Below are 16,684 nucleotides of genomic sequence, written 5' to 3' on the forward strand. Positions count from 1 at the left end.
CAACGACGTCACCAACCCGGCGGCCAAGACCGACCCGGCGAGCCCGATCTACGGCATGCCGATCCTCGACGTGGAGAAGGCCAAGACGGTGTTCTTCATCAAGCGGTCGATGGCGTCCGGCTATGCCGGCGTGGAGAACGAGCTGTTCTTCCGCCCCAACACCATGATGCTCTTCGGCGACGCCAAGAAGGTCACCGAGGAGGTCGTGAAGTCGATGGAGCACGCGTAAGAGCGGCGCGCCGCCTCGGACCCCCACCCAACCCTCCCCCACTGACGCGGGGGAGGGCTTATCTCCTCCCCCCGCGTCAGTGGGGGGAGGTCGGGAGGGGGGACCGGCGCGACCCTTCAGGAGACCCCCGACCATGCCGGCCTATCTCATCGCCGAAGCCGACGTCACCGATCCGGTGGCGTACGAATCGTACAAGGCCCTGTCGACCCGGGCGCTGCAGGCGCACGGCGCCGTGTTCCGGGTGCGCGGCGGCACCGTGGAGACCCTGGAGGGGGAGTGGCGTCCCCGCCGCGTCATCGTCGCCGAGTTCCCGTCCATGGAGGCGGCGCGGGCGTTCTACGACAGCCCGGAATACCGCGAGGCACGGGCGGCGCGGGCCGGTGCCGCGCGCCTCAACATCGTCATCGTCGAAGGGCTCTGACCCTCAGTCCGTTCCCTCGATCTCGCGCACCAGCGCGTCGCCGCGGTGGTGCAGCCAAGCGAACGCCGGCGCCATGGCCGTGCCGAGGCCGCAGCCGGCGGCGATGGTCGCGACGAGGACCGGCACGGCGACCGCCGTCTCCGTGGTCGTGGCGCTGGCGCCGGTGGCGATGATCGCCGCGCTGCCCGCCAGCACGGCGGCGCCGCCGGCGACCGCCCCGCCCACCATGCACAGGAAGCTCGAATACTCCTCCTTCGACATGGTCGGGATGGGGGACTCCTCGACCCGGCTCGGCGGCTGGTTCCAGTTGAAGAAGGCGTCGGCCCGCGCCGGACCGCAGGCGACGGCGGCGACCAGGACGAGGAGGGCGGCGCGGCGGGCGGACATCGGCGGACCCTGAGGGGACGGCGGGGAGGCGGACATCATAGCAGCATCCCCGCGGCGCCGCTCACGCCTTCTTGACGCCGAAGCAATGCTCCGGCCCGGGGAAGGCGCGCGAGCGCACCTCGGCGGCGTAGGCGGCGGCCGCCTCGGACACCGACCGGCCGAGCTGGGCGTACTTCTTGACGAACTTCGGCGTGAAGTCGCTGAACAGGCCGAGCAGGTCGTCGGTGACCAGCACCTGGCCGTCGCAGGCGGGCGAGCCGCCGATGCCGATGGTCGGCACCGCCACCTCCTCGGTGATGGCGCGCGCCAGCGGCTCCATGGTGCCCTCGACGACCATGGCGAAGGCGCCGGCCTCGGCGACGGCGCGGGCGTCGGCGCGCACGCGCTCCGCCACCGCCGGGTCGCGGCCGACCGCCTTGAAGCCGCCCAGCGTGTTCACCGACTGCGGCATCAGCCCGACATGGCCCAGCACCGGCACGCCGCGCACCGTGAGGTAGGCGACGGTCTCGGCCATCTCGGCACCGCCCTCGACCTTGACCGCCTGGGCGCCGGTCTCCGCCAGCACGCGGGCGGCGGAGCGGAACGCCTGCTGCGGCGATTCCTGGTAGGAGCCGAAGGGCAGGTCGACCACCACGCAGGCCCGGCGCGAGCCGCGCACCACGGCGGCGCCGTGGGCGATCATCATGTCCAGGGTCACCGGCAGGGTCGAGTCGAAGCCGTACACCACCATCCCCAGCGAGTCGCCGACCAGCATCAGGTCGACGTGGGGATCGAGGAGCTGCGCCATCGGCGCGGTGTAGGCCGTCAGCGAGACGATGGGCTCGCCGCCCTTGCGGGCGCGCAGCTCGGGCACGCCGATTCGGCGCACCTCCTTGGTGATGCTCACGTCTCAACCTCCCCGGAAACCACGTCGTTCTTGTGTTCTTGCGGCACAAACGCCAAAACCGCCCGCACGCGATGCGCGGGGGCGGTTGCTGACGTCTCGGTGCGAGGTCCCGGCGCGGAACCGCGCCGGGCGACTAGTAGCCCTCGCGCTCCATGCGCTTGCGCAGCAGCTTGCGGGTGCGGCGCACCGCCTCCGCCTTCTCGCGCGCGCGCTTCTCCGAGGGCTTCTCGTAGTTGCGACGCAGCTTCATTTCCCGGAAAATGCCCTCGCGCTGCATCTTCTTCTTCAGCGCGCGGAGGGCCTGATCGACGTTGTTGTCACGGACCAGAACTTGCACGGTTGACCGTCATCCCTTCTAGAGCCCTGAAGAGGGCCGCGTTTGGACAAAACGATGTCAAGGGATGCGCCGCCGGGCGCACCCCTTGGAGAGGACAGCGATATAGCACGCGGCACCCGCCTTGTGAAGCCTGCCCGTTGCCGCGACGACGCTTTCTCCCAGATAATGGGCCATGGCCTTGCTCAAGATCGCCCGCATGGGGCACCCGGTGCTGCGCACCCCGGCCGAGCCGGTGCGCGACCCGACCGATCCCGAGGTGCGGCGCCTTGCCGCCGACATGATCGAGACGATGCACGACGCCCCCGGCGTCGGCCTGGCGGCCCCGCAGGTCCATGTCGGGCTGCGCCTGGTGGTGTTCCGCGTGCCGGCCGACCGGTCCGGCGGCACGACGGTGGCGGACACGGTGCTGGTCAATCCGGTGATCGAGCCGCTGGGCGACGAGATGGCGCTGGGCTGGGAGGGATGCCTGTCGATCCCCGGGCTGCGCGGCGTGGTGCCGCGCCACACCCGCATCCGCATCAGCGGCCTGGACCTGGAGGGCAACCCCGTCGAGCAGGAGGCCGAGGGCTTCCACGCCCGGGTGCTGCAGCACGAGGTGGATCATCTCGACGGCATCCTCTACATCGACCGGATGCCCGACCTGCGCCTGCTGGCGTTCAACGAGGAATCGGAACACATCGCGGCCGCGCTGTCGGCCTGAACGGGAGGGAGCACCCATGGAGACCGCCGCGGAGATGGACCGGATCAGGGACGAGATCCTCGAGGCGACCTTGCCCAACGTCGTCTTCGACAGCTGGAGCGAGCTGGCGCTGCGCGACGGCGCCCGCATGGCCGGCCACGACGTCGGCATGGCGCACCGCGCCTTCCCCGGCGGCGTGCGCGACCTGGTCGAGCATTTCGCCGCCTGGACCGACCGCCGCATGCTGGAGGAGATGCGCCGCCACCCGCTGGCGGAGATGCGCACCGGCGACAAGATCCGCTTGGCGGTGCGCACCCATTTCGTCGTGCTCGAGCCGCACAAGGAGGCCGAGCGCCGTCTGCTGGCCTGGCTGGCGCTGCCGCAGAACGTGGCGCTCGGGGTGCGGCTGCTCTACCGCACGGTCGACGCCATGTGGTTCGCCGCCGGTGACCAAGCCACCGACTTCAACCACTACACCAAGCGGGCGACCCTGGCCGCCGTGCTCAGCGCCACCACCTTCTACTGGCTCGACGACTCCTCGGAGGGGCACCTGGACAGCTGGGACTTCCTCGACCGCCGGCTGGCCGACGCCATGGGCCTGGGCCGCGCGGCGTCGCGCCTGCGCAGCGCCGGCGGCCTGCTGTGGCGCCTGCCCAGCCCGTTGCGCTTCGCCCGTCAGATGCGCCAGCGCACCACGGCGGCCCAGGCCTCCAACGCCACCGTGCACATGGCGGAGAACATCTGACGCGGCTCGGGACGGTCGTCGGGTGGGGCCCCACCCGACAACCGCCCGTCTCACCACCGGATCGCCGGCAGCGAGGCGACCTTCAGCGGGCCGACGAACAGGGCGCGGTCCTGGATCGTCACCGGCGCCGCGACCACCGGCTCGCCGGTGTCGGCCGCCGGGCGCGACAGCATGCCGAGGATCAACTGGGCCATCCGCACCTGCGAGTCGCCGATCACGTCGCGCACCGCCGCCAGCACCTCCTGGGCGCCGCGCACCTCGGCGGTCATCGCCGCCTGGGGCTGCAGGTCGCGGTCGAGCGCCAGCGTGCCGTTGGCCGCCACCTTCAGCGGCCCCCAGTCGAGCGCCAGCCGGTCGAGCTCCACCGTGCCGCCGGCCCGGCTCCACGCCGTCAGGCTGGCCGGCTCGGGGCGCGGCAGCGGCCCCTGGACGCGCAGATCGGCCTGGGCGCGCTCGATCACCGGCCCCAGCGGATGGTCGGCGAGGGTCGGCGGCCGCAGCGCGTCGACCGCCACCGTGGCCGACAGGCCGGTTTCCGCGTGGCCGGCGGGCGGCACGGCGGGCTGCGCCAGGACGAGGTCGAGGCCGCCGATGCTGGCGGCGCGGCCGGCCCCCGCGGTGGCGGCCGTCAGCCCCTCGAAGCGCAGGCGGACTTCCAGCGGCTGGCCGGCGGGGCCGAGGAAGAGGGTGCCGCGCCCGCCGTCGGGCGCGGTGACGTCGACCGGCGGACCGCCGGTGCCGTCGAGGCGCAGCCGCTGGGCTCCCGGCAGGGTCAGGGCGATGCGCCGGTAGTCCCAGGGCGGCGCCTCGGCGACCAGGGCGTCGCCGTGCCACGTCAGCCCGCTGCCCGTCATCGACGGCGCCCGGGCGACGGCGCGGACGGCGAGGGGAAACCCCTCCACCGAGAGCCCCTCGTAGGCGACCGTCAGGCCGTGGGCGCGCTGCATCTGGGCCCAGGCGGCGACGCCGTCCTCGACGCTGCGGGCGATGAGCCACCACCAGCCGGCGTAGCCGGCGGCGGCGAGCAGGAGCAGGGCGAGGGCGCCGAACCCCAGGGAGCGTCCGAGACGCATGGGCGTGTGTTTCCGATTGTTGTCGGCCGGTTATAGCCCTCCATATAGGGAGCGTGCTACGATTCGCCGCGTCGGCCCGCAGGGTCGGCGCCTGCGAGACCGTCCGAGTCGCCGCTGCCCAGGACCATGCTGCTCTCTCCGCGTTCCGACGACCTTGCCCTTCCGCCCGATCCGGCCTGTCCGCCGGCCCCCGACTGGACCCTCGACATCGCCGTGGCACCGGGCCGCGACCTCTGGGTGTTCGGTTACGGGTCGCTGATGTGGAACCCGGGCTTCCCCTACGAGGAGCAGAAACTCGCGGTGCTGCGCGGCTACCACCGCCGCTTCTGCCTCGCCTCCCACCGCTACCGCGGCACGCCGGAGCGGCCGGGGCTGGTGCTCGGGCTCGACCGCGGCGGCTGCTGCCGCGGCATGGCGTTCCGCGTCGCGGCGGAGCGGGTGCCGGCCGTCCTCGACTATCTCTGGGACCGCGAGATGTTCACCCGCGCCTACCAGCCGAAGCTGCTGCCGGTGCGGCTCGGCTGCGGCGGCACGGCGACCGCCTGCACCTTCGTCGTCGACCGCGGCCATCAGCAGTACCGCGGCGGCCTGGCGGTCGAGACGGCGGCGGCGATCATCGCCGGGAGCGCCGGCGAGCGCGGCGCCAACATCGACTATCTCGCCAACACCGTCGAACACCTGGAGCGGCTGGGCATCCACGACGCCCGGCTGACGGCGGTGCTGGCGGCGGCGCGCCGCCAGACCGGCTGAAGCGCGGGCGGTGCTGTTCCGGCGGCGGCGGCGCCCCATATGGTGGCCATGCTGCGCCTTCTCCTCCTCCTCCTGCCGGTCCTGCTCGCCGCGCCCGTGCGGGCGGCGGACCTGCACCACGAGCTCGACGTCACCCTCGACCCGGCGGCCGGGCGGCTCGCCGTGCGCGACCGCATCGTTGCCCCGCCGGGCCGGCAGCTCTTCCTCCTCGCGGCCGATCTGCGCGTCAGCGAGGCGACCGCCGGCGGCGAGCCGGTGCCGTTCGAGCGCAGCGGCGAGGCGCTGGCGCTGGAGGTGCCCGACGACGGCCGGCCGGTGACCGTGCGCTACGAGGGCACGCTGCCCGGCTTCGCCGCCGAACGCGCCGGGGCGCTGCGGGCCGGCGAGGAGGGGGCCTTCCTGTCCGGCGGCTGGCTGCCCACGCTGCCCGGCCTGACGCCGACCTGGCGTCTGTCCGTCCGGGTGCCGGCGCCCTACGTCGCCGTGGCGACCGGCCGCCTGGTCGAGGAGGAGCGGGAGGGCGGCGCCTACCGCGCCGTGTTCGCCGAGGACCGCACGGTGGAGGAGCCGTCGCTGTTCGCCGGGCCCTGGCTGGTGGAGGAACGGATGCACGGGCCCTTGCGCCTGCGCACCTACTTCCATCCGGAGCAGGCGGAGCTGTCCGCCGCCTTCCTCGACCAGACCGCCGCCACCATCGACCGCTACGCCGAGCGGATCGGGCCCTATCCCTTCGCCGGCTTCGCCGTGCTGTCGGCGCCGATGCCGGTCGGCTACGGCTTTCCCGGCCTGACCTACATCGGCCGGCGCGTGCTGCCGCTGCCCTTCGTGCGCGGCCAGTCCCTCGACCACGAGATCCTGCACAACTGGTGGGGCAACGGCGTGCGCGTCGCCGGCGACGGCAACTGGGCGGAGGGGCTGACCACCTACATGGCCGACCACGCCGCCGCCGCGGCGAACGGCGCCGACGCCACGCTGCGGCTGGAATGGCTGCGCGACTACGCCGCCCTGCCGGAGGCGCGCGACGCGCCGCTCACGGCGTTCCGCGCCAAGGTGCACGACGCGTCGCAGGTGGTCGGCTACGGCAAGGCCGCCTTCCTCTTCCACATGCTGCGCCACGAGATCGGCGACGACGCCTTCACGACCGGTCTGCGCCGCTTCTGGGACGAGAACAGGTACACCGCCGCCGGCTGGGCGGACCTGCGCCGCGCCTTCGAGGCGGCGGCCGGCCGCGGCCTCGGCGGCTTCTTCGAGCAGTGGCTGGAGCGCACCGGAGCGCCCGCGCTGCAGCTGGTCGACGCCCAGGCCGGCGACGGCACCGTCACGGTGACGTTGCGCCAGCACACGCCGGTGTACGCCCTGTCGGTGCCGGTCCTCGTCGAGACCGACGCCGGGCCGGAACGCCACGCCGTGCGCCTCGACGGGCGGGAGACGACCGCCGTGTTGCCGGTGACCGGCACCCCGCGGGCGGTCGTCGTCGATCCCGCGGCGGACCTGTTCCGCCGCCTCGCCCCCGGCGAGACGCCGCCGATCCTGCGCGACGTCACCCTGGACCCGACCACGAACGTCGTCGTCGCCGCCTCGGGCGAGGCCGCGGAGGCGGCGCGGGCGCTCGCCGGCCTGCTGATGGACGGGCAGCCCCGCTTCGTGGCGCCCGGCCGGGTCGACCCGGCGCGGCCGCTGGCGGTGATCGGCACCACCGCCGAGGTGGAGCCGCTGCTGCAGGCGTTCCGGCTCGGTCCGGTTCCGGACGCGGTGGCCGGGCGCGGCACCGCGCGGGTGTGGTCGCTGCGCACGCCCGAAGGGCGCGAGGCGCTGGTGGTGGCGGGCGCCGACGCCGCGGCCCTGCGGGCCTTGCAGCGCCCGCTGCCCCACTACGGACGGCAGAGCTGGCTGGTGTTCGACGGCGCCAAGGCCGCCGGCCGCGGCGTCTGGCCGCCCGGCGCCAGCGCCTTGCGTCATACCTTCGACTGACGCGCAAGGGGTAGATCCAACGCCACCGCGGCTTTTCCGGGAGATGCGACGTGTCCGTGCGTTGATCCGTCGATGGCCCACTGTTGGGAGGAGGATCATGTCACGCATGTCGAACGCGGCGCTCGGCTGCGCTCTCGGTCTGGTGCTTCTGGCGGGCCCGGCCCTGGCCGCGCCCGGCGACGTCCACAGCGTCACCGCGGAACGGGTGAACCTGCGCTCCGGCCCGTCGGAGGACGCCTCGATCCGCTCCACCGTCGTCAGCGGCGACGAGGTGATCGAGCTGCGGCGGGAGGGCAACTGGACCGGGGTGCGCGTGGTCAAGACCGGCGAGGAGGGGTGGGTCTTCTCCGACCTGCTGCGCCAGCGCCAGGCGAGCACGCTCGGCGGCGGCGGCGGCTCCGGCGACAGCGGCACGGTGGCCCGCTCCGACGCCGGCTTCAACCGCCTGTCCCCCGGATTCGACCGCCTGGTCGCCCGCATCGGCGACGAGTTCGGCTACGGCTTCGCCGACAAGGTCGAGCAGAGCGGCAACGGCGGCCTGCGCGTCGTGCCGACCGAGGAGTGGATCTACAACACCAGCCGCGAAGCCAAGCTCTACGCCGCGCTGGCGGTCTACGCCATGTGGAAGAACTACAACAACGGCCGCCCGGTGGACATCGCCCTGGGGCCGGCCGGCGGCAACGCCATCACCATCGGCGACACGCCCGACGGCCCGGAACTGGGCATGCCGCTGGTGGGGGCGTCGCGGTAGGCGGGGAACCGGCGCGCGCCAACACGAAAAGGGCGCCCGCTGGCGGGCGCCCCTTCTCGCTCGGACCCGTGGTCGACCTTACTTCTTCAGGCCGAAGCTGGCGAAGCGCTTGTTGAACTTGGCGATCTGGCCGCCGGTGTCGAGCAGCTTCTGGACGCCGGTCCACGCCGGGTGCGACTTCGGATCGATGTCGAGGCGCAGCGTATCGCCGGCCTTGCCCATCGTCGAGCGGGTCGTGAACGTGGTGCCGTCGGTCATGACGACATTGATCTCGTGGTAGTCGGGGTGGATGTCTTTCTTCATGGCCGCGGTCCCTGAAAAGCGAGCGGGGTTTATAGCGAAGAGATCCCACGGACGCAACCGCTTCCTTGGCAATCGCGGTCTGCGCCTTGAGCGAGGAACGGGGCAGCGCTATATGGCCGGTGTTGGCCCGTTTCCGCCCGCCCGCCGTCCAAGGATTTCCGGTGCCCCGCGACGCCACCCCGACCGATCCCGCCGCCGCCCCGCCGAGCCGCAGCCTGAGGCCGCTGCGCCGGCTCCTCCCGTTCCTGCTTCCCTACCGCTGGCGGATCGCCGGCGCCGCGCTCGCCCTGACGGTGGCGGCGGCGACGGTGCTGGGCCTCGGGCAGGGCATGCGGGTGCTGGTCGACCAGGGCTTCGCCGAGGGCGACGCCGCACTCCTCGACCGGGCGCTCCTGGTCCTGCTCGGGGTGATCGCGCTGCTGGCCGGGTCGACCTACGGGCGCTTCTATCTCGTGTCGTGGATCGGCGAGCGGGTGGTCGCCGACCTGCGGCGCGCCGTCTACGACCACGTGCTCCGGCTCTCGCCCGGCTTCTTCGAGACGACGCGGACCGGCGAGATCCTGTCGCGCCTGACCACCGACACCTCGGTGCTGCAGGTGGTCGTCGGCTCGTCCGTCTCCATCGCCCTGCGCAACCTGCTGCTGTTCGTCGGCGGTACGGCGATGCTGCTGGTCACTTCGCCCAAGCTGACCGGGCTCGTCTTCCTGGTGGTGCCGCTGGTGGTCGCCCCCATCATCATCTTCGGCCGCCGGGTGCGGCGCCTGTCGCGGGCCAGCCAGGACCGCATCGCCGACGTCGGCGCCTTCGTCGACGAGACCCTGACCGGCGTGCGCACCGTCCAGGCCTACACCCACGAGGCCATCGAGCGGTCCCGCTTCGCCGAGCGCGTCGAGGGGGCGTTCGACGTGGCGATCCAGCGCGTGCGGATGCGCGCCGTCATGACCGTCATCGTCATCGTCCTGGTGTTCGGCGCCGTCGGCACGATCCTGTGGATCGGCGGCCACGACGTGCTGGCCGGGCGGATCACCCCCGGCGAGCTGTCCGCCTTCGTCATCTACGCCGTGGTCGTCGCCGGATCGGTCGGCGCCATCAGCGAGGTCATCGGCGACCTGCAGCGCGCGGCCGGCGCCACCGAACGCATGTTCGACCTGCTGGCGACCGAGCCCGACATCCGGCCGCCGGCCGAGCCGCAGCCGCTGCCGAGCCCGCCGCAGGGCGCGGTCGCCTTCGAGGAGGTCCGCTTCCACTACCCCTCGCGCCCCGACGAGGCGGCGCTGGAGGGCTTCTCGCTCGACGTGAAGCCCGGCGAGACGGTGGCGCTGGTCGGCCCCTCGGGGGCGGGCAAGACGACCGTCTTCCAACTGCTGCTGCGCTTCTACGACCCGCAGGCGGGGACCGTCCGGGTGGACGGCGTCGACGTGCGCGCCGCCGACCCGCAGGAGGTGCGCCGGCGCATCGGCCTGGTGGCCCAGGACCCGGTGATCTTCTCCGCCGACGCCTGGGAGAACATCCGCTACGGCCGCCCCGACGCCACGGACGAGGAGGTCCGCGCCGCCGCCGACGCCGCCCACGCGCTGGAGTTCCTGGAGGCGCTGCCGGACGGCCTGTCGACCTATCTCGGCGAGAAGGGCGTGCGGCTGTCGGGCGGCCAGCGCCAGCGCATCGCCATCGCCCGGGCCATCCTGCGCAACCCGCCGATCCTGCTGCTCGACGAGGCGACCTCGGCGCTCGACGCCGCCAGCGAGCGCATGGTGCAGGACGCGCTGGAAAAGCTGATGCGCCAGCGCACCACCCTGATCATCGCCCACCGCCTGGCGACGGTGCTGAACGCCGACCGCATCGCCGTGATGGAGCGCGGCCGGGTGGTCGCCAGCGGCCGCCACGCCGACCTGATCCGCGAGGGCGGCCTCTACGCCCGCCTGGCGGCGCTCCAGTTCGACCGCGCCGCGGAGTAGATGAACGCCTGTCCCCTGTGCGGCCGGCCGATGGTGCCGGGGCCGAGCGTCAACGAGCACCACACCGTCCCGCGCCGCTACGGCGGCCGCGCGACGGTGACCATGCACCGCGTCTGCCACGACAAGATCCATGCCGTGCTGGACGAGGCGGAGCTGCGCGACCACTACCACACCATGGAGCGCCTGCGCTGCCATCCGGAGATCGCCACCTTCCTGCGCTGGGTCGCCCGCAAGCCGCCGGAGTTCGTCGACGGGCATCATGGCGGGCGCGGGAAGCGGCGGCGGTGACGGAGGTCCCTCCTTGGCCCTCCCCTGCGCAGCGGGGGAGGGAAGGGACCGGCGGCGAAGCCGTGGGACGGGTGGCGGCCGGCCGCGTGCCTTCCGCTTCGCGTCCCGGGATCACTCGGGGACGAAGGAGCGGTTGATGACGCGTTCGGGGTCGAGCTTGTCCGACGCATAGCCCTGGGATTCGGCGATCATCTCCCAGGCCGCGCGCACCAGTTCGGGCGTCAGCTTGCCGTAGCCGTCGCGGGCCGTGATCTCGTTGTCGATCAGCGGCCGCATGGCGGCGATCTCGGCGGTGTTGATGTCGACCTTGGTGTCGGGCGCGGCCACCACCATGTCCTTGCCGGCCTGCTCGGGGTTGGCGATGAAGTACTTCATCGACTTCAGGAAGGCGCGGGTGAACTTGCTCACCACCTCGGGCTTCTCGGCGATGACCTTGTCGGAGGCGATCAGCGACCAGTTGTAGCCGGACAGCCCGAAGTCGGACCAGGGCAGGATCTTGATCTCCTTGCCCGCCTCCTTGAGCAGCTTGCCGTTGATCGGCCGGGTGGTCACCCAGCCGATGATCGCGTCGACCTTGCCGGTGGCGAGCATCGGGCCGAGGGCGTTGAAGTCCATCTTCTGCAGCTTGACGTCGTCGGCCGAGATGCCGTTGCGCTTGGCGATCACCGGCCAGGCGGCGTTCGAGCCCGAATAGGTGCCGGTGGCGAGCGTCTTGCCCTTGAGGTCGGCGATCGAGTTGATGCCGCTGCCCTCGTAGGTGATGATGGCGTCGGGCGCCTTGGTGTAGACCGACATGACGACCTTCGCCGGCACCTCGGAGCCGACGGCGGCGTTGAGGATCGAGCCCATGCTGGACGCCGTGAACTGGGCGTGTCCGGCGGCGACCCGGGCGAGGGCGTCGGCTCCGCCGCGGCCCAGCTCGATGGCGACGTCCAGCCCCTCCTCGGCGAAGAACCCCTTCTCCTTGCCGACATGGACGAACCCGATGTAGGCCGCGGGGAACCAGTCGAGGACGAAGGTCACCTTCTCCGCCGCCTGGGCCGCGGCCGCGCTCAGAGACATCGCCCCCGCCAGCAGCAGGGCCTTGCATCGCAGAATCTTCATCATGGCCTCCGAGGTTTGTCAGCATGGCGCCGGTCACGCCGCCGCTGCAGATCGCTCGAAGGCTAAGGGCGGACGGGGCACCCGCTAACAAGGATCCCCCGGTCCATTGGTTTGGTTTTTTTGATGCAGCGTGCAGACGCCGGCCCGTCCGCGGCCGCCGGCCGGCGTCGGAAAAACTGAATCAATCGCTCGGGAATCGTGATTGGTCGGTCCCGGCGGGCGCCGATACGATGAAGATCCCTCACGGCGGATGGCATTGGACGCGCGGATGCAGCAGCACAGCCACATCGAGCTCGTATCGCCGACCGGAACGACGGGGCAGCGGGTCGCCGACCCGGTCATCGAGATCGCGGCGCTGCGCAAGGACTTCACCACCACCGCCGGCAAGCGGACGACCGCCCTGGAGGGCGTCACCCTGACCGTCGGCCGCCACGAGTTCGTCGCCCTGATCGGGCCGTCGGGCTGCGGCAAGTCCACCCTCCTGCGCCTCGTCGCCGGGCTCATCCCGGCCAGCGACGGCCGCCTGTCGATCTTCGGCGTCCCGGTGACCCGCCCGCGCGAGGACATCGGCATCGTCTTCCAGAAACCGACCCTGCTGCCCTGGCTGACGGTTCTCGACAACGTCACCTTCCCGGTCAAGCACCGGCACGGCCGCGTCGACGACGCCAGCCGGCGCCGCGCCGCGGCCCTGCTGGAGACGGTCGGCCTCGCCGACTTCGCCCGCCACCTGCCCGGCGAGCTGTCCGGCGGCATGCAGCAGCGCGCGGCGATCGCCCGGTCGCTGCTGCACGATCCGGACATCCTGCTCATGGACGAGCCGTTCTCGGCGCTCGATTCCCTGACCCGCGACGAGATGTCCCTGGAACTCCTGAAGATCCTCGGTCAGCGGCCGAAGACGGTGGTGTTCGTCACCCACTCCATTCCCGAGGCGCTGCTGCTGGCCGACCGCATCGTCGTGATGTCGGCCCGGCCGGGCCGCGTCCAGCGGGTCATCGACGTGCCGTTCGGCCGGCCCCGCGGCCTCGAAACCCTGGAGACCCCGGCCTTCAACGAGCTCGCCAACCGCATCCGCCGCATGGTCTTCGCCCGCCCCGGGGAAGCGTGAGTCATGATGTCCAGCCTCGCCCACCGGCTCGCCCCCGTCGTCACGCTGATCGGCGCCGTCCTCGCCTGGGAGGCGGTCTGCCGGCTCCTGGCAATCCCCCATTTCATCCTGCCGCCGCCCAGCGCCATCGTCGAGGCGGGCGTCGCCATCAGCCTGGCCGACTGGGGGCTCAACATCGGCGCGACCCTGACCATCGTGCTGGCCGGGTTCTTCATCTCGCTGGCGATCAGCCTGCCGCTCGCCATCCTGCTGGTCGACTCGCCCCTGCTGTCGCGCTCCGTCGTCCCGCTGCTGGTGATCGTCCAGTCGACGCCGGTCGCCGCGGTGGCGCCGATCATCATCGTCGCGCTGGGCGCGGGGAACCTGTCGCGGCTGGTGATCACGGTGCTGATCACCTTCTTCCCGCTGGTCGTCGCCACCGCCGCCGGCCTGCGGGCGACGCCGCCGGAACTGCTGGAGCTGTCCAATTCCCTGAACGCCGGCAAGCGGCGGCAGTATCTGCAGATCCGCCTGCCCTATGCCGTTCCCTTCATCTTCAGCGCCATGCGGGTCTCGGTCACCCTGGCCATGGTGGGCGCCGTGATCGCCGAGTTCGTCGCCTCCGAGCACGGCCTCGGCTACCTGCTGATCAACGCCACCGCGCTGTTCAAGGTCTCCCAGGCGTTCGCCGCCCTGATCATGCTGGTGGCGATCTCGCTCGCCCTCTACTACGCGGTGACCCTGATCGAGCGGGTCCTGTTCCCGTGGAGCGTGTCCAAGCCGGGCGGCTGACCCCCCCCCCCCCCGTGCCCCGCCGCGCCACGCCCCTTCCCGAGGAGCCCCCATGCCCGTCATCCCCGCCCGTCTCACCGGCATCGACCACGTGGTCCTACGGGTCGCCGACGTGGACCGGACCGTCGCCTTCTACACCGACGTCCTCGGCCTGACCCTGGAGCGCATCTACGAGCGGATCGGCCTGCACCAGCTGCGCTGCGGGCGCAACCTCATCGACATCGTGCCGATGGGCGGGGACGGCCTGGCCGCACCGGAAGCGCGCGGGATCGACCACCTCTGCCTCAACCTCGACGGCGACCTGGACGCGGTGATCGCCGCTCTCAGGGAGGCCGGGATCGAGCCCAGCCTGGGGCCCATGGAGGTCTATGGCGCGCGCGGCTTTGGCACGTCGGTCTACATCCGCGATCCCGACGGCTACGAGATCGAGCTAAAGGCGGGCTACGCCCGCCGGCCCGTCCGCTTTCCCTGACCGGAGGTCGCCGCGATGACCGTTGCAAGGTCCCCCGCAAGGACCGGCGCCCCGTCCGCCGGTCCGGCCCACCGCGAAGGGTTCGTGGAGGGGCCGGTGCGCCTGCGCTGCGTGGAGTGGGGCGACGCCGCGGCGCCGGCCGTGGTGATGCTGCACGGGCTGCGCGCCTACGCCCACTGGTTCGACACCTGCGCCGCCGTCCTGGCGGCCGAACGGCGGGTCGTCGCCCTCGACCAGCGCGGCCGCGGCGGCTCCGGCTGGGCCGCCGACGGGCGCTACACCACCGACGCCTACGTGGAGGATCTGGAGCGCCTGGCCGACGCCCTCGGCCTTGAGCGCTTCGCCCTGGTCGGCCACTCCATGGGCGGCACCAACGCCGTGAACTTCGCGGCGCGCCACCCCGGCCGGGTGGAGCGGCTGGTCATCGTCGACAGCTCGCCCGTGCTCGCCGCGCCCGGCCTGGCGCGCATCCGCCGGGAGCTCGGCGCCACGCCGGCCGGATTCCCCGACCGGGCGGCCGCCCGCGACTTCCTGCGGCGCCTCCACCCCCGCGCCTCGGAGGACGCCATCGACACGCGCGTGGCCTGGATGATCATGGACGACGGGGCGGGCGGGGTGACCTGGCGCCTCGACGGCGCCATCTTCGATCCCCGTCTCACCCCCGACCCGCCGGAGCGGACGTGGGCGGCGTTGCGCCGCATCCCCTGTCCGACGCTGATGGTGCGGGGCGCGCTCTCCGACCTGGTGACGCCGGAGATGGTGGCGGAGATCCTGGCGGCGCTGCCGCGGGGTGCCGCCGTCGAGGTGCCGGGGGCCGGCCACATGGTGGTCGAGGACAACCCCGACGGCTTCAACGCGGCGGTCGTCCCCTTCCTGCTGGGATGACCGGCGCCGTCAGGCCGCCAGTTCGGGGATGACCGGGAAGATGCCGGGGATGACGATGAAGGCCGGCAGGTGGCGCATGCGCTCGATCCAGCGCCAGACCGCGGGGTAGTGCTCCAGGGCGAAGCCGGCGTCCGGGGCGAGGGCCGCGGTTCCGAAGGCGGCGATGTCGGCGATGGTCGGCTGGCCAGCGGCCAGCCAGCCCTCGCCGGCGATCTCCCGCTCGGCCAGGTGGTCGTCGAGGACGGCGAGGGCCTCGCCGGCGAGCGCCCGCGCCCGGCCGTGGTCGGTGGGCACCGTGTCGTCGCTGATCAGGGCGAGGCGCAGGGCGGACAGGGGGGCGAGGTCGTGGTGGGCGAAGGCCAGCCAGCGGGCGACCCGCGCCGCCGCCGCGGCATCCTCCGGCAGCCAGGTGCGGCCGGGGTCGTGGCGCAGCGCCAGGTAGGTGAGGATGGCGGGGATCTCCTCGAACCGCGCGTCGCCGTCGGTCAGCACCGGCAGGCGGCCGGTGGGATTGACCGCGGCCCTGAACTCCGCACCCTCGTTCTCGCGGCCGGGATGGACGTCCACCCGCGCCAGCGTGTACGGCACGCCGAGCATGTTGAGGAACAGCCGCACCTTGTAGCAGTCGTCCGACAGGACGTAGTCGTGGAGGATCATGGCGGCGGGCTCCCTCACGCGGCGCGGTGGACGCAGAAGCTCAGGCCGGAGCGGTCGACCCAGCGGCGGAACGCCACCGAGTTGGCGTCGGAGACCGTCGGCACCTCGGCGGCCGGCCCGACCGGCAGCGTCTTCGGCGTCTGGTGGATCATGATCGCCCGGTCCTGGGCGAAGATCTCGTGGTAGAAGTGCAGGATGTCGGTGTCGCGGTTGCTCTCGTCGTAGAGCAGGGCGAAGGAGTGGACCGTCGACAGCTCCTCCGTCTCCGGCTGGATGAACAGGCCGATCAGGTCCTTGCGGCCCGGCCGCACCAGGCTGTCCTTGTAGATGATGGCGATGAAGGCGCTCGGCACGCGGTAGTCGTAGTAGATCGGCCGCGCCCCGCCGACCGCCGCCGCCGACGCCTTGGGCTGGACGAAGCTGCAGCCGACCGCCCACAGCTCCCTGCCGTCGCGGCGGAACTCCACCTCGTACTTCGGCACCTCGGCGCTGGCGTAGCCGCCGAGCGTGCCGGTGTGGACGAAGGAGAAGTGGGACAGGTCGAAGAAGTTCTCGACGATCCGCGGCGCCGAGATGGGCACCCGGATGCGCCCGCGGTGGAGGAAGCGGCGGCCGTCGGGGGCCTCCAGCTCGGGCACGTCGACGACCGTTCCCGGCTGCGCGCCGAGGGAGGCCCAGACGAAGCCGTAGCGTTCGGCGAGGTGGGGGATCGGCGCCGGAGGGCCGTCTTCCGGGACCTCGTGGCCGACCAGGGCGCCGGCCGCGTCGCAAGCGACGACGATGGGCTGCCCCAGCAGGGTGGTGCGGCGCGGCGTCGCGGCGGTGATGTCGGCGGCGAACCCGACGGCGTACCAGTCGTTCAGGGCGACCGGATCGGTGGTCTTGGGCATGGAGCGGGCCTCTCGCGGGGTGAGC

General features: G+C 72.5%; 21 protein-coding genes. 13 read left to right on the top strand and 8 right to left on the bottom strand.

What is annotated here, in order from left to right:
• Together ACSBPG_RS27725 and ACSBPG_RS27730 are read left to right on the top strand one after the other, a co-directional pair.
• A partial coding sequence (locus tag ACSBPG_RS27725; RefSeq protein ID WP_435540483.1) for an NAD(P)(+) transhydrogenase (Re/Si-specific) subunit beta occupies window positions 1-229 on the top strand: 229 nt, incomplete at its 5' end.
• A 133-nt stretch (window positions 230-362) separates the two neighbouring features.
• Complete coding sequence (locus ACSBPG_RS27730; protein ID WP_435540484.1) at window positions 363-650, top strand: DUF1330 domain-containing protein; 288 nt, start codon at window positions 363-365, stop codon at window positions 648-650.
• Window positions 651-653: 3 nt separating this feature from the next.
• On the opposite strand, the gene ACSBPG_RS27735 is transcribed toward ACSBPG_RS27730, so the two are convergent.
• The 3 genes from ACSBPG_RS27735 to rpsU all read right to left on the bottom strand — a co-directional run bounded on the left by ACSBPG_RS27735 (window position 654) and on the right by rpsU (window position 2,260).
• Window positions 654-1,037, bottom strand: coding sequence for a hypothetical protein (locus ACSBPG_RS27735; RefSeq protein ID WP_435540485.1), 384 nt, complete (start codon window positions 1,035-1,037; stop codon window positions 654-656).
• 61 nt (window positions 1,038-1,098) lie between these two features.
• Entirely contained in the window at window positions 1,099-1,923 is an 825-nt protein-coding gene (panB, locus tag ACSBPG_RS27740) for a 3-methyl-2-oxobutanoate hydroxymethyltransferase (RefSeq protein ID WP_435540486.1), read from the bottom strand.
• A 133-nt stretch (window positions 1,924-2,056) separates the two neighbouring features.
• Window positions 2,057-2,260 (bottom strand): 30S ribosomal protein S21, encoded by a 204-nt coding sequence (gene rpsU, locus ACSBPG_RS27745; RefSeq protein WP_012974546.1) that lies wholly within the window; start codon window positions 2,258-2,260, stop codon window positions 2,057-2,059.
• A gap of 172 nt (window positions 2,261-2,432) precedes the next feature.
• Here rpsU and def point away from each other — a divergent pair, with 172 nt between their 5' ends.
• A complete protein-coding gene (gene def, locus ACSBPG_RS27750) occupies window positions 2,433-2,960 on the top strand; it encodes a peptide deformylase (RefSeq protein WP_435540487.1) in 528 nt (175 codons plus the stop codon).
• Window positions 2,961-2,976: 16 nt separating this feature from the next.
• A complete protein-coding gene (locus tag ACSBPG_RS27755; RefSeq protein WP_435540488.1) occupies window positions 2,977-3,684 on the top strand; it encodes a COQ9 family protein in 708 nt (235 codons plus the stop codon).
• A gap of 50 nt (window positions 3,685-3,734) precedes the next feature.
• On the opposite strand, the gene ACSBPG_RS27760 is transcribed toward ACSBPG_RS27755, so the two are convergent.
• A complete protein-coding gene (locus ACSBPG_RS27760; protein ID WP_435540489.1) occupies window positions 3,735-4,757 on the bottom strand; it encodes a DUF2125 domain-containing protein in 1,023 nt (340 codons plus the stop codon).
• A 126-nt stretch (window positions 4,758-4,883) separates the two neighbouring features.
• Here ACSBPG_RS27760 and ACSBPG_RS27765 point away from each other — a divergent pair, with 126 nt between their 5' ends.
• The 3 genes from ACSBPG_RS27765 to ACSBPG_RS27775 all read left to right on the top strand — a co-directional run bounded on the left by ACSBPG_RS27765 (window position 4,884) and on the right by ACSBPG_RS27775 (window position 8,229).
• The gene (locus tag ACSBPG_RS27765) at window positions 4,884-5,507 is read left to right on the top strand and encodes a gamma-glutamylcyclotransferase (protein ID WP_435540490.1); all 624 of its coding nucleotides are present in this window, start codon (window positions 4,884-4,886) and stop codon (window positions 5,505-5,507) included.
• A 48-nt stretch (window positions 5,508-5,555) separates the two neighbouring features.
• On the top strand, window positions 5,556-7,478 hold the full coding sequence (locus ACSBPG_RS27770) for a M1 family metallopeptidase (protein ID WP_435540491.1): 1,923 nt from the start codon (window positions 5,556-5,558) through the stop codon (window positions 7,476-7,478).
• 97 nt (window positions 7,479-7,575) lie between these two features.
• Complete coding sequence (locus ACSBPG_RS27775) at window positions 7,576-8,229, top strand: SH3 domain-containing protein (protein ID WP_435540492.1); 654 nt, start codon at window positions 7,576-7,578, stop codon at window positions 8,227-8,229.
• Between the two features lie 78 nt (window positions 8,230-8,307).
• Here ACSBPG_RS27775 and rpmE read toward each other — a convergent pair whose 3' ends face one another.
• On the bottom strand, window positions 8,308-8,532 hold the full coding sequence (gene rpmE / locus ACSBPG_RS27780) for a 50S ribosomal protein L31 (RefSeq protein WP_435540493.1): 225 nt from the start codon (window positions 8,530-8,532) through the stop codon (window positions 8,308-8,310).
• Window positions 8,533-8,693: 161 nt separating this feature from the next.
• On the opposite strand from rpmE, the gene ACSBPG_RS27785 reads away from it, so the two are divergent.
• Both ACSBPG_RS27785 and ACSBPG_RS27790 read left to right on the top strand, forming a co-directional pair.
• Window positions 8,694-10,487: an ABC transporter transmembrane domain-containing protein gene (locus ACSBPG_RS27785; protein ID WP_435540494.1), complete on the top strand. Its 1,794-nt coding sequence runs from the start codon at window positions 8,694-8,696 to the stop codon at window positions 10,485-10,487.
• A complete protein-coding gene (locus tag ACSBPG_RS27790) occupies window positions 10,488-10,775 on the top strand; it encodes an HNH endonuclease (RefSeq protein WP_435540495.1) in 288 nt (95 codons plus the stop codon).
• A gap of 111 nt (window positions 10,776-10,886) precedes the next feature.
• Here ACSBPG_RS27790 and ACSBPG_RS27795 read toward each other — a convergent pair whose 3' ends face one another.
• Entirely contained in the window at window positions 10,887-11,879 is a 993-nt protein-coding gene (locus ACSBPG_RS27795) for an ABC transporter substrate-binding protein (RefSeq protein WP_435540496.1), read from the bottom strand.
• Window positions 11,880-12,147: 268 nt separating this feature from the next.
• On the opposite strand from ACSBPG_RS27795, the gene ACSBPG_RS27800 reads away from it, so the two are divergent.
• The 4 genes from ACSBPG_RS27800 to ACSBPG_RS27815 are packed head-to-tail and all read left to right on the top strand — an operon-like array spanning window position 12,148 to window position 15,112.
• Window positions 12,148-12,984, top strand: coding sequence for an ABC transporter ATP-binding protein (locus ACSBPG_RS27800; protein ID WP_435540497.1), 837 nt, complete (start codon window positions 12,148-12,150; stop codon window positions 12,982-12,984).
• 3 nt (window positions 12,985-12,987) lie between these two features.
• Window positions 12,988-13,755: an ABC transporter permease gene (locus ACSBPG_RS27805; protein ID WP_435540498.1), complete on the top strand. Its 768-nt coding sequence runs from the start codon at window positions 12,988-12,990 to the stop codon at window positions 13,753-13,755.
• Window positions 13,756-13,807: 52 nt separating this feature from the next.
• Window positions 13,808-14,227 carry a VOC family protein gene (locus ACSBPG_RS27810; protein WP_435540499.1) on the top strand — a complete coding sequence of 140 codons (420 nt, stop codon included), beginning with the start codon at window positions 13,808-13,810 and terminating at the stop codon, window positions 14,225-14,227.
• Window positions 14,228-14,242: 15 nt separating this feature from the next.
• Entirely contained in the window at window positions 14,243-15,112 is an 870-nt protein-coding gene (locus ACSBPG_RS27815; protein ID WP_435540500.1) for an alpha/beta fold hydrolase, read from the top strand.
• A gap of 9 nt (window positions 15,113-15,121) precedes the next feature.
• On the opposite strand, the gene ACSBPG_RS27820 is transcribed toward ACSBPG_RS27815, so the two are convergent.
• Complete coding sequence (locus ACSBPG_RS27820; protein WP_435540501.1) at window positions 15,122-15,769, bottom strand: glutathione S-transferase family protein; 648 nt, start codon at window positions 15,767-15,769, stop codon at window positions 15,122-15,124.
• A 14-nt stretch (window positions 15,770-15,783) separates the two neighbouring features.
• Window positions 15,784-16,659, bottom strand: coding sequence for a hypothetical protein (locus ACSBPG_RS27825; protein WP_435540502.1), 876 nt, complete (start codon window positions 16,657-16,659; stop codon window positions 15,784-15,786).
• Window positions 16,660-16,684: the final 25 nt, after the last annotated feature.

Source organism: Azospirillum sp. ST 5-10, from assembly GCF_051225715.1.
GTDB lineage: Bacteria > Pseudomonadota > Alphaproteobacteria > Azospirillales > Azospirillaceae > Azospirillum.